The organism is Pseudomonas sp. LF-5 (assembly GCF_037626295.1).
Classification (GTDB): domain Bacteria; phylum Pseudomonadota; class Gammaproteobacteria; order Pseudomonadales; family Pseudomonadaceae; genus Aquipseudomonas; species Aquipseudomonas monsensis.
This window is the reverse complement of record NZ_JARKMT010000002.1, coordinates 841941-854819: the sequence shown is the minus strand read 5'-3', so window position 1 is coordinate 854819 and position 12879 is coordinate 841941. Positions and strand designations below refer to the sequence as shown.

The following is a 12879-nucleotide window of genomic DNA, read 5'->3' as shown; positions in this document are numbered from 1 at the left end:
AATGATGAATTCCGGGGTATAGGGAGCAGACCGTTGTGGCAATAGCAGGTTCGATGTTTCTACTGTGAACCTGGGGCGAGGGAGATCACAAGACGCGCACTCCAGGAAGCGCCAGAAACAAAAATGCCAAGCGCAATGCCTGGCATTTTGTGTAGCTCATCTGCCGCCGTATGGCGAATCAGAATGGCAGTTTCATACCGGCTGGCAGGTTCATGCCAGCGGTCATGCTGCCCATTTTTTCCTGGCTGTTGGCTTCAATCTTGCGCACGGCGTCGTTGACGGCGGCAGCAACCACGGCTTCCAGCATCTCCTTGTCGTCTTCGCTCAGGCCTTCGACCAGGCTTGGGTCGATGCTCACGCTTTTCACGTCGTGACGACCGGTCATCACCACGGTGACCATATCGCCACCGGCTTTACCGGTGACTTCGGCGTTGGCCAGTTCTTCCTGCATCTTGGCCATTTTTTCCTGCATCTGCTGCGCCTGCTTCATCAGGCCGGCCATGCCACCTTTCATCATGGGAATCACCTCAAAAGTACTTGGATCAAAACAGCGTCCGCCCTGTACGGCCGGACGCCTTCAGTTATTAGCCTTGGGGGACCAAAGCGTCGACAGGTTCAATAGTATCGTGTCGCACCACCGCGCCGAACTGTTGGACCATCTGCTGGATGAACGGATCACCGTGGATCGACTCCTCCGCCTCGCGCTGACGGTTGGCCCGGCGACGCGACGCAGCCTGGGCCGGGGTTTCCTGCTCGGGCTTGATCAGCTCGATGGTCAGGCTCAGCGTACGACCGTGAAACTGGTTCAACGCATCGTTCAGGCGCCGCTGTTGCGTGGCATTGAACAGTGCACTGTGCGCCGGGTCCAGGTGCATCAGCCAGTGATCGCCATCGACGGCGATCAGCGTGCAGTTGGCGGCGATGCTGCCGGTCATGCCGGAGATCGGCAATTGCGGGAACAGCTCCAGCCATTGCAGTGCAAGACCGGTGGCCGGCGCTGCCGCAGGTTCCGGCTCGGGTTCCGGCGCTGGCTCAGCAGCGTGTTCGCTGGCCAGTTCGTCGAGGTAACTGTAGGCCGAATCCATGTCCGGCTCGATGTAATCCTCGTCCAGCGGCGGCTCGTCGTCCAGGTCCATGCCCGGGGTGGCGGCATCGACGTCGGCAACCGACGGCTCGGGAATCGGCGCAGCGGCCCATTCCGGCGCATCCGGGACCACGCTGTCCGGAGTCGGCAGCGGCATCGGCGGCAACTCGGGCTGCTCGGCAGCGGTTTCCAGTACCGGTTCGACGGCGGGGTGCTGCACGGGCTCTGGCTCGGCTTCAACCGGGTCGTTCCACGGCAGGTCGACCACCGCTGCGGCGATGATCGGCTCAGGTTCTGGCTCGGCAACCACGACGGGCGCAACCGGTGCTGGTTCCGGAACCGGTGCCGGGGCCACCACGGGCGTCGGAGCCGGCGCAACAGCCGCAGCGACTACCGGCGCAGGCTTGGGCGCGGCAGCCACTGAGTTTGCGGAATCAACTGTGGCCTGGCTGATCCCCACTGGCTTTAGCGGTTGCCTCGGGGCGTCCGCCGTGTCCGCCGGCCGGAAGGCCAGCATCCGCAGCAGCACCATCTCGAAACCGCCACGCGGGTCCGGCGCCAGCGGCAAATCGCGGCGGCCGATCAGGCCCATCTGGTAATAGAACTGCACGTCTTCGGCAGGCAATGCCTGGGCCAGCGCCAATACGCGATCGCGGTCGCCATGACCGTTATCGACACCTTCCGGCAGCGCCTGGGCGATGGCGACGCGGTGCAGCACGTTGAGAATTTCCGAGAGTACGCCGTTCCAGTCCGGGCCTTGCTCGGCCAGGTGCCGCACGGCCTCGAGCAGCGCCTTGGCGTCGCCTTCGATCAAAGAATGCAGGACGTCGTAGACCTGACCATGGTCCAGCGTGCCGAGCATCGCCCGCACGTCGGTGGCCAGGACCTTGCCCTCACCGAAAGCGATGGCCTGATCGGTCAGGCTCATGGCGTCCCGCATCGAACCGTCAGCAGCGCGACCGAGCAACCACAGGGCATCGTCTTCGAACGGCACGTTCTCGGCGGTCAGAACGTGGGTCAAATGCTCGACCACGCGCTCCGGTGTCATGTTTTTCAGGGAGAACTGCAGGCATCGCGACAAAATCGTTGCCGGAAGTTTCTGCGGGTCCGTGGTCGCCAGGATGAACTTGACGTACGGCGGCGGCTCTTCGAGGGTTTTCAGCAGCGCATTGAAGGAATGGCTGGAGAGCATGTGCACTTCGTCGATCAGGTAGACCTTGAAGCGCCCGCGGCTCGGCGCGTACTGCACGTTGTCGAGCAGTTCGCGGGTGTCTTCGACCTTGGTGCGGCTCGCGGCGTCGATCTCGATCAGGTCGACGAAACGGCCCTCGTCGATTTCCCGGCACACCGAGCACTCACCGCAGGGGCTGGAAGTGATACCTGTCTCACAGTTCAGGCATTTGGCAATGATCCGCGCAATTGTGGTTTTACCCACCCCCCGCGTCCCGGTGAACAGGTAGGCGTGGTGCAGCCGCTGGCTGTCCAAGGCATTGATCAGAGCCTTGAGCACATGGGTCTGGCCGACCATTTCGCGGAACGAGCGCGGACGCCATTTACGTGCAAGAACCTGATAACTCATCGAAAACCGTCGCAACGAAGGAAGCTGAAGCGGCTAATGCTAGCGGAGCAAGGGCAAAATTGCATCCGGTGTGCTCGTCTAATATGGCTAAGCTGCATGAGCAGAGGCTTTTATCGGCTCGGGATGGGGAATTACCGGAGCGTTTATGCGTTGGGCCTTGGCGGCTTTGTTGGGAATCAGCCTGAGCACGTCCGCAGCGGAGCCCCCGCTGCGCTTCGCCATGCCCGACAGCTGGGCCATGCCGATGGTGCAATTGGAACACGGCCGCCCGACCCAGGGCATTCTGTACGATCTCATGCTCAGCCTCGCCACTCAGGTCGGCGTGCCGGCGCAATTCCATGTCCTGCCCCGCGCCCGGGTGCAGACGGCCATGGAACAAGGCGCGATCGACGTGCGCTGCTATGCCGCGCAGTCGTGGCTGCCGAATCAGTCCGGCGATTACATCTGGAGCATTCCGCTGCTGTTTCAGCGTGATCTGCTGGTCAGCCGCAAGGCACCATTGACCCGTGTCGACCCGACCACCCTGCCGCGCCAGTCGATCGGCACCGTGCTCGGCTACACCTACCCTACCCTGCAACCACTGTTCGATGCCGATCAACTGCAGCGCGAAGATGCGCGCAATCAGGAACAGGTGCTGGAGAAGCTGCTGGCCGGGCGTTATCGCTATGCGGTGAGCAACCAGTGGACGCTGGACTGGTTCAATCAGCGGTTGATACCTGAACAGCAGCTGCAAGGCGTGGCGGTGCTACAAGAGCAGAAGGTCGGGTGCTATGTGCGCAATGACCCGAAAGTACCGGTGCAGCGGATCTTGCGCACATTGCTGCGGATGAAGATGTCGGGGGAGATTGATGAGATTATCCGGTTGTATACCGGTCGTGCAGAACCAGGGGCCTGAGCACACACGGCCATCGTGGGCCTGTTCGATAGCTGGCGGCCTGCTCGACAGCTCGTGCAACAAAGACACAATAAAAAACCACCTGAACAGGTGGTTTTTTCGGGCCCAAACAGCACGTTTTGCTGAATCCTTACGGTTGCAAGAAGCGCCCGGCAAATCGCCAGTGTTGTGGCGAGTGGCGCGTCATCACGATCAGATCGCCTTTTTTGACATTGATCCGGCTTTGCATCGGAATCAGTCGAGGATCCTTTACGACCGTATCTTCAGGCGCCACGGTGTAGGAAAACCCCGCCCAACGATGAACACCGTTGTAGAGCTCGCAATCGAGCGAAGGAAATGCGCCCATCTTGCCTACACACTTGGTGACTTCTTCGGTGTAGAGCGGGGTCATCTTATCCGCGCCGTAGTAGGCAAGAACGTAACCCTCAATGGAGTTCTTCAATTCCAGCGTGGTGTAACCCGCTGAATCGCCGCCATCATCGGTGAGTTCGACCTTGCGCGAAAAGTAGTCGCGGGCCGCTGCGGTTTCCGCATCCTGAGCCTCTTGTTGCTCAGGCGTCAGCGGCGTGGCGCAGGCTGCGAGCAACGTGGATGCCAACAGGCAGAGGAAGAGTTTTGGAAATGACATGAAAAGCCTCCTGGCAACAGCAAAGAATGAAGCGGAAGATCGACAGGCATAAAAAAACCGCAGTGGGCGAAACCCATGCAGTTCTGTTTGAAGCGTTCGATTGTTCGTTAAGGTGGTAACCCCACCAGCCACACCCCGGCACACAATGTTCCCGCTGTGGCTGCTTCCTTCCGGATCTGACCAGGTTCACGGGTAATCGTTGCGGGGGGACCGATGGGGTCACCATAACGACGCTTGCCTGTCGGCGAGCCGCGCCATTGTACCTATCTGAAGCGAAGTTACAACCGTTGGTTGCAGATTAAAAATATGAACGGGTTCAAGGACATGCAGTGACAGCGAAAGATCGCAGCCGGCGCCAGCGCCTACAGGGTCAGGACTTCGTCTGCACGACCGCCCGCCTGCTGGATCACCAGATGAATGAAATGCAGCTTGGCAATCGCCGGCGCCGGCAGCACGAACGGGTAGAAATCCGGCTGCCCCATGCTCCGTGACAGTTCATTGAGCATCCCTGCCAGCTCGATCCAGGCATTGACGAACGACAGGAATGCCGCACCGCCGGGGTGCTCCGGGTCGTACAGGGTGCCGGGCGGAAACGGCTGGTAGTCGAAGTCCATTTCCCGCGCACTCATGCCGAAGCCCAGCGCGGTGTCCACCGCGTCCATCATGTGCAGGTAGTGCGCCCAGGTTTCCGCCCAGTCTTCCCACGGGTGCATGGTGGCGTAGGCGCTGACGTAGCGCTGCGGCCAGTCCAGCGGCGCGCCTTGCTGGTAATGGCGATCCAGGGCCTCGGCATAACTGGCGCGTTCGTCGCCGAACAGATCACGAAACGATCCGAGCCACGGGCCATTGGCGATCAGGCGATCCCAGTAGTAATGCCCGACCTCATGACGGAAATGCCCGAGCAGCGTGCGATAGGGTTCATGCATCGCCGCCCGCACCTGTTCGCGGTGGGCGTCGTCGGCTTCCTTGATGTCGAGGGTGATCAGGCCGTTGGCGTGACCGGTCATCGGCGCGTTGCCTTCAAGGTCGACGCCGATGAAGTCGAAGGCCAGCCCGGTTTCTTCGTCAACGGTTTTCGGGATGACCTGCAAACCGAGCGTAATCAGTTGCGCGACCAGACGACGCTTGGCGATTTCGACCTTGCGCCAGCGCTCAGGGTTGTCCGGGACGGACAGGTCGGGGATGGTGCGATTGAGGCTGCAGGCGACGCACAGGCGGTCGTGATCGTTGGCCGGCAGCAGCCAGTTACACGCGGCGGGCGTGTCAAGGTTGGCGCAGCGGCGGAAAAGCCCGGCCTCAGGAGCGACGTCGAGGGTCCACGTGTCGGCCAGCAGCCCAGGCTGCAGCGAGGTCAGGCGGCTTTCTTCGGGCTGATAGCCAAGCAACGCGTTGCAGGCCAGGCACTGGCTGTTGCGAAAGAACAGCGACTGGCCGCAGCGGCACGGCCAGACTTTACTGTTGCGTGAGGATTCACCCGTGAACGGCGCGACGATGCGCGAACTGAGCTGCTCGAAAAAGCGGTACATGGCGATCTCTCCCTGGGGCTTGCCAAGACTAGATCATTGCCGAGACAACATCGTTCCGAATACTCCACAGCTATTGGCTGATACCACAGGTTTTGGGTTCACCCAATGACTCAGGCGGAGATACCGTGGGTTTTGAGGAAGGCGATAAACGCTTCTTCGTCCATCACTTTCACGCCCAGCTCATTGGCTTTGGTCAGCTTGGAACCGGCCCCCGGGCCGGCGACCACGCAGTGAGTTTTTGCCGACACCGAACCGGCGACTTTCGCGCCAAGGCTTTCCAGATGCTCCTTGGCGACATCGCGGCTCATCAGCTCGACCTTGCCGGTCAACACCCAGGTCTCGCCGGACAATGGCAGACCTTCGACGACTTTCTTCTCGCTCTGCCAGTGCATGCCGAAATCACGCAGCTGTTTCTCGGCGGACTCGGCGATCTGCCGATGCTCTGCCGATGCAAAGAACTCACGCACCGCGTTGGCCTGTTTTTCCGGCAGCGCCTGACGCATGTCCAGCCAGTCCGCATTCATCACGGCTTCCAGCGAACCAAACTTGTCCGCCAGTTTCTGCGCACCGCCGGGGCCGACCGAAGGGATGTGCAGTTTGTCGAGGAAACCACCCAGGGTGGTGCTGGCCGCAAACTCGGCGCCCAGCTCACCCTGATCCTGAATCTGCAAACCATGACCGAGCAACTCGCTGATGACCTGCTGGTTATGCGCATCTTCAAAAAAGCTGTGAATCTCGTGCGCCACCTCCAGCCCCACGTCCGGCAGATAGGTCAGCACTTGCGGCAACGCCTGCTGCACGCGTTCCAGCGAACCCAGCGAGCGCGCCAGCACTTTGGCCGTCTCTTCGCCGACGTCGGGAATGCCCAGCGCGTAGATAAACCGCGCCAGCCCCGGCTGCTTGCTGTCATCAATCGCCGCCAGCAGTTTGTTGCTGGACACTTCGGCGAAGCCTTCCAGATCGACGATGTCGTCGAACTTCAGCGCATACAGATCCGCCGGTGAACTGACCAGACCTTCATCGACCAGTTGCTCGACGCTCTTGTCGCCAAGGCCTTCGATATCCATCGCTCGACGCGAGACGAAGTGAATGATCGCCTGCTTCAATTGCGCACCGCAGGCCAGGCGACCGACGCAGCGATACACCGCGCCTTCGCTGACCGTTTCCTTGCCCTTGCTGCGCTTGATCAGTTGCGTACGCTCAACATGCGACCCGCACACCGGGCACGTCTGCGGGATCGCTACCGGCCGCGCATTTTCCGGACGGCGCTCGGTGACCACCTGCACCACTTGCGGAATCACGTCACCGGCGCGGCGGATGATCACCGTGTCGCCGATCATCAGCCCCAGGCGCGCGACTTCATCCATGTTGTGCAACGTCGCGTTGGCCACGGTGACACCTGCAACCTTGACCGGTTTCAGGCGCGCGACCGGCGTAACGGCGCCGGTGCGGCCGACCTGGAATTCCACGTCGAGCAGCTCGGTGAGCTCTTCCATCGCCGGGAATTTATGCGCGATCGCCCAGCGCGGTTCGCGGGCGCGGAAGCCCAGCTCGCGCTGATCGGCAATGCTGTTGACCTTGAACACCACGCCGTCGATTTCATAGGCCAGTGAATTGCGTCGTTCGCCGATGTCGCGGTAATAGTCCAGACACTCGCCAATGCCCTTGGCCAGTTTCAGCTCATGGCTGATCGGCAGACCCCACTGCTGCAACTGCTTGAGGTTGCCGATGTGGGTGTCGGAAATATCGTGGGAGACCTGACCGATGCCGTAGCAGCAGAATTCCAGCGGCCGGTTGGCGGTGATCTTCGAATCCAGCTGACGCAGACTGCCGGCAGCGGCGTTGCGCGGGTTGGCGAAGGTCTTGCCACCGACTTCCAGTTGCGAGGCGTTGAGGCGCTCGAAACCGGCCTTGGACATGAACACTTCACCGCGCACTTCCAGGGTCGCCGGCCAGCCTTCGCCGTGCAGCTTCAGCGGAATGTTGCGCACGGTGCGCACGTTGACGCTGATGTCTTCGCCAGTGGTGCCATCGCCGCGTGTGGCGCCGCGCACCAGCACGCCGTCCTGATACAGCAGGCTGACCGCCAGACCATCGAGCTTCGGTTCGCAGCTGTACTCCACCGCCGCGCCACCACCGAACAGATCGCCCGCCGGCAGATCCAGACCTTCGGTCACCCGGCGATCGAATTCGCGCATGTCGGTTTCTTCGAAGGCGTTGCCGAGGCTGAGCATCGGTACTTCGTGACGCACCTGAGTGAACGCGGTCAGTGCCACGCTGCCGACGCGCTGGGTCGGCGAGTCGCTGGTGATCAGTTCCGGGTGGGCCGCTTCCAGTGCCTTGAGCTCGTGGAACAACCGGTCGTACTCGGCGTCCGGAATGCTCGGCTCGTCGAGGACGTGGTAACGGTAGTTGTGCTGATCGAGTTCAGCGCGCAGCTCTAGAATGCGGGTTTTGGCGGCGGTCATGGGTGTTCTCTCATAAAGCAAAAGAGCAGCCGAGGCTGCTCAATCTATATTGCCGACTGCCTCTTGTGCCGAGGCAATCTTTTCAATCAACGCTTCTGGGTCAGGGCGCGACGTTCGAATTCAACGATGCGCTGACGGTAGTGCTCAATCGTTTGTGCGGTCAGAACACTGCGCTGGTCATCTTTCAGTTCGCCGTTCAGTTCCTGGGACAGCTTGCGGGCTGCCGCCACCATCACGTCGAAGGCTTGCTTCGGATGACGCGGGCCTGGCAGGCCGAGGAAGAAGCTCACCGCCGGGGTGCTGAAATGGTCGATATCGTCCAGATCGAAGATCCCCGGTTTGACCGCGTTGGCCATGGAGAACAGCACTTCACCGTTGCCGGCCATGCTTTCGTGACGGTGGAAAATATCCATCTCGCCAAAACGCAGACCGCTTTCCAGAATGTTCTGCAACAACGCCGGGCCTTTGAAGCCGGCGGCGTCGCGGCAGATCACGCTGATCACCAGGACTTCTTCGGCTTGCGGCTGGTCCTTGTCGACCACGGCCGGCGCAGGTTTGGTGTCTTCGACGAAATCGTCGTCACGGCTGCTGAAGCTCGGGCCACCGTCCAGATCGAGGTCGAGGTTCAGGTCGCCCTGGGCCGGACCGTTGCTGCCGCGCTTGCCACGCTTGGAGCCGGATTCGCGAGGCTCGCGAGGTTCGCGGGCCGGCATGCTCACCGACGGCAGATCATGCTCGTCCAGTTGCGGTTCTTTATGTGTGTCCAGCACGCGGGCCGGGCCCAACAGCTCAGCGCTGGTGTCCTCGTCCGGCAGGTTGGACAGACTTCGGTCAAGACGGAATTTCAGTTTTCCCTTGCCGCCGCGCATACGGCGCCAGCCATCGAAAAGAATACCGGCTATCACAATGATGCCGATGACGATCAGCCACTCGCGCAGACCGATTTCCATGTAATCCCGTGCCTCTATAAAAAATGCTGAAAAATAAGGGGTTTACATTGTGCAAACCGCTTTAAAACGTGGCGCCAACTCTATGTTCTGACAGGCGTTTTGCCCACGTATACGAAAAATTGACATTAAACTAGCACGACCAAAGACAACTTTACACCGTCTGTCTCATTGGCTTGCGCGAATATGTCGATTGGCCAGCAAGTCGACCCCCGGTAAAAAAGTCCTACAACCCTCAATTACCTTTCCGACACCACGCTGGCTCAGGCGTCCACCATCGCCATCGCCTCCTCGACATCCACGGCTACCAGTCGCGAACAACCCGGCTCATGCATCGTCACGCCCATCAACTGCTCAGCCATTTCCATGGCGATCTTGTTGTGGGTGATGTAGATGAACTGCACGGTCTGCGACATCTCTTTGACCAAGCGTGCGTAGCGTCCAACGTTAGCGTCATCCAGTGGCGCGTCAACCTCATCGAGCATGCAGAACGGCGCCGGATTCAATTTGAAGATGGCAAACACCAGTGCCAGTGCGGTCAGGGCCTTTTCCCCGCCAGAGAGCAAATGGATGGTGCTGTTCTTCTTCCCTGGCGGCTGCGCCATGATCGTTACCCCTGTATCGAGTAGATCTTCGCCCGTCAGTTCCAAATACGCGCGCCCGCCACCGAAAACTTTTGGGAAAAGCGCCTGTAAACCGCCATTGATCTGATCAAAGGTATCTTTGAAACGGTTACGGGTTTCCTTGTCGATCTTGCGAATCACGTTCTCCAGGGTCTCCAGGGCCTCGACCAGATCGGCGTCCTGAGCATCCAGATAACGTTTACGCTCGGATTGTTGCGTGTACTCGTCGATGGCCGCGAGGTTGATCGCGCCCAGGCGTTGAATCCGCGCGTTGATCCGTTCGAGTTCTTCTTCGGCTTCACGTTCACTGGCTTGCGCCGTCAATGTCGCGAGTACGCCGTTGAGATCGTAGCCGTCTTCGAGCAGTTGATCTTGCAAGGCCTTGCGGCGCACGGTCAGGGCTTGCCATTCCATGCGCTGCTGTTCGAGCTGGCCGCGGATCAGTTGCGATTGCTGCTCGGCCTGGGTCCGGCGTTTTTCCGCATCGCGCAGTTCGCGGTCGGCGTCTTCGAGGGCGATTTGCGCGGTCTTGAGTTCTTCGTCGACGGTCATGCGCTTGTCGAGCAACTCCTCGAGTTTCAGGCGCAGCTCTTCCAGCGGTGCCTCGCCCTCCTCCAGGTTCAGACTCAACTGTTCGCGCTTTTCCGTCAGGCGCTCGGCCTGCATTTCCAGACGCTCCAACGCCTGACGCGTGGAGTCATGCTGCGCGCGCAACGAGCCGAGACGCACGGCCAACTGATGGGCGTGATCCTTGTGCTGCCGCGCTTCCTGACGCACGCGGTCGAGGCGTTCGCGCAGACTGTCGCGCTGGGCCAGCAGCAATTCGCGCTGTTCAGTGTCCAGCGCCATGGCGTCCAGCGCTTCCTGCAATTGCATGCGCGCTTCGCCGATCTGCTCGTGCTCGAGTTCGCGTTGTTCGCCGAGCTCGATCAGTTCCTCATCGAGACGGGTGCGGCGCAAGGTCAGTTGTTCGGCCTTGGCTTTACCCGCGGACAACTGCGCTTTCAATTCGCCTTGCTGGCGTGCTTCGTCTTGCAGCAAGCGACGCAAATGTTCGCGGCCGTTTTCCTGCTGACGCTGTTGCGCGCGCAGGGTTTGCAAACGGGTTTCCATGGCTTCGACCGTGGCTTCGCGCTCTTCGCGCTCGAGATGCAAAGCCTCGATTTCCTGGCCACGGGCGAGCATGCCGCTTTCCGCTTCGCTGGCCCGGCGCACGCGCAGAAAATGCCGACCGACCCAATAGCCATCGCGACTGATCAGGCTCTGGCCGGCGCTCAATTGTCCGCGCAGTGCCAATGCCTGCTCCAGGCTGTCGACCGGTTTGACCTGGCCCAGCCACGGCGACAGATCAATCTGCGCTTCGACTTTGTCCAGCAGGCTGCCCGCCACGCGCACGCCATCGTTGCCCGGACTGAGCAGGCGCAGATCGCCCTGGCTGAACCCGGACAGATCGAAACCGCTGAAATCGTCGACCAGCACCGCTTGCAGATCGGCGCCGAGCACGGTTTCCACCGCCAGCTCCCAACCCGCCTCGACCTTCAGGCCTTCGGCCAGACGTGGGCGCTCAGCGAGATTATGTTCCTTCAACCATTCGGCGGTGCCGGTGCCCGGATCGAGCGCAGCTTGCTGCAAGGCTTCCAACGAAGCCAGCCGGCCGTTGAGGCGTTGCAGATCGCCCTGCGCCTGTTGCTGCGCGGTCAGTGCCTGCTGCAACTCCTGACGCAGTTGCTCAAGTTTTTCGACCTGCGCTTCTTCGCTGGTCTGCAGATCTTCAAGCGTCGCTTCGGACTCGGCGAGTTGCTCGTTGAGCGCCATGATCGCCGCGTCTTCGGGATCGGCCGAGAGCAACGCGCGCTCCTCACCCAGACGCTTCTGCCGATCGGCCAGGCGCTCCATGCTGGTTTCCAGCTGCTGGATGCGCGACTGCTGCACTTCGGCCTGACGTCGCGGTTCAGCGGCGGTCAGGTTGAAAGCGTCCCACTGCTCCTGCCAGCCATGCATGACACTCTCGGAATCCTCCAGCGCAGCAGCGGCTTCTTCGGCGGCAGCGCTGGTGACTTCCTGTTCCGGGGTCAGCATGTCCAGCTCTTCGCCGAGAGTCAGCAGCAACGTGCGGTCGTGCCCCAGGTGCGATTCGGTTTCCAGCCGCGCCCGCTCGGCTTCTTTCAGATCGTCCTGCAACTGGCGCAGGCGTTGCTGACCGTGCTGGATACTCTGCTCGACCCGGGCAATGTCGCCGCCGACCGAATAAAAGCGCCCCTGCACCAGATTGAAGCGCTCGGACAGGTCGTGGTGACCGTCGCGCAGGCGTTCAATGGCGGCATCGGCATTGCGCTGCTCGGCGACCAGCGCCTCGAAACTGATTTCCTGGGTGCCGATGATCGACTCGCGCTGGCCGACCTGATCGTTCAGATCCTGCCAGCGCAGGGCCGACAGTTGCGCCTTGAGCTGACGCTCCTCGGCCTTGAATTCCTGATACTTCTTCGCCGCTTCGGCCTGACGGTGCAAGCGTTCGAGCTGACGCTCGAGTTCTTCGCGCAGGTCAGTCAGGCGAGCGAGGTTTTCGTGGGTGCGGCGGATACGGTTTTCGGTCTCGCGGCGGCGCTCCTTGTACTTGGAGATGCCCGCCGCTTCTTCGATAAAGTTGCGCAGGTCTTCGGGCTTGGATTCGATCAGCTTGGAGATCATGCCTTGTTCGATGATCGAATAGCTGCGCGGGCCGAGGCCGGTGCCGAGGAAAATATCGGTGATGTCGCGACGACGGCATTTGGTGCCGTTGAGGTAATAAGTAGTCTGGCTGTCGCGGGTGACTTTACGGCGGATGGAAATCTCCGCGTAAGCCGCGTACTCGCCCAGCAGTGTGCCGTCGGAGTTGTCGAACACCAGTTCGATGCTCGCCTGGCTCACTGGTTTGCGGCTGGTCGAGCCGTTGAAGATGACGTCGGTCATCGACTCGCCACGGAGGTTCTTCGCCGAACTTTCGCCCATCACCCAACGCACGGCGTCGATGATGTTCGACTTGCCGCAACCGTTCGGCCCGACGACCGCCGCCATGTTACTGGGGAAGTTCACCGTGGTCGGGTCGACGAAGGATTTGAATCCCGCCAGTTTGATGCACTTGAGCCGCAC

At 61.0% G+C, this 12879-nt stretch carries 8 protein-coding genes and 1 other RNA gene; 1 reads left to right on the top strand and 8 read right to left on the bottom strand.

The features are described 5' to 3' along the window. Positions 1-178: 178 nt before the first annotated feature. Both PseuLF5_RS11105 and dnaX read right to left on the bottom strand, forming a co-directional pair. Positions 179-517, bottom strand: a complete 339-nt coding sequence (locus PseuLF5_RS11105) for a YbaB/EbfC family nucleoid-associated protein (protein WP_003223337.1) — start codon at positions 515-517, stop codon at positions 179-181. Between the two features lie 67 nt (positions 518-584). Continuing rightward, positions 585-2663: a DNA polymerase III subunit gamma/tau gene (gene dnaX, locus PseuLF5_RS11100; protein ID WP_340133521.1), complete on the bottom strand. Its 2079-nt coding sequence runs from the start codon at positions 2661-2663 to the stop codon at positions 585-587. Positions 2664-2808: 145 nt separating this feature from the next. Here dnaX and PseuLF5_RS11095 point away from each other — a divergent pair, with 145 nt between their 5' ends. Further along, complete coding sequence (locus PseuLF5_RS11095; protein WP_123463582.1) at positions 2809-3558, top strand: substrate-binding periplasmic protein; 750 nt, start codon at positions 2809-2811, stop codon at positions 3556-3558. A 130-nt stretch (positions 3559-3688) separates the two neighbouring features. Here the strand turns inward: PseuLF5_RS11095 and PseuLF5_RS11090 are convergent, their stop codons facing one another. From PseuLF5_RS11090 to smc, 6 genes are all read right to left on the bottom strand, one after another. After that, a complete protein-coding gene (locus PseuLF5_RS11090) occupies positions 3689-4186 on the bottom strand; it encodes a hypothetical protein (protein ID WP_340133519.1) in 498 nt (165 codons plus the stop codon). Positions 4187-4305: 119 nt separating this feature from the next. After that, positions 4306-4402, bottom strand: an RNA gene (ffs, locus tag PseuLF5_RS11085) — signal recognition particle sRNA small type. A gap of 146 nt (positions 4403-4548) precedes the next feature. Beyond that, the gene (locus PseuLF5_RS11080; protein WP_123463586.1) at positions 4549-5712 is read right to left on the bottom strand and encodes a zinc-binding metallopeptidase family protein; all 1164 of its coding nucleotides are present in this window, start codon (positions 5710-5712) and stop codon (positions 4549-4551) included. 110 nt (positions 5713-5822) lie between these two features. Then, a complete protein-coding gene (ligA, locus tag PseuLF5_RS11075; protein WP_340133517.1) occupies positions 5823-8180 on the bottom strand; it encodes an NAD-dependent DNA ligase LigA in 2358 nt (785 codons plus the stop codon). Between the two features lie 86 nt (positions 8181-8266). Further along, the gene (gene zipA / locus PseuLF5_RS11070; protein ID WP_123463590.1) at positions 8267-9130 is read right to left on the bottom strand and encodes a cell division protein ZipA; all 864 of its coding nucleotides are present in this window, start codon (positions 9128-9130) and stop codon (positions 8267-8269) included. Between the two features lie 260 nt (positions 9131-9390). Beyond that, complete coding sequence (gene smc / locus PseuLF5_RS11065; protein ID WP_123463592.1) at positions 9391-12879, bottom strand: chromosome segregation protein SMC; 3489 nt, start codon at positions 12877-12879, stop codon at positions 9391-9393.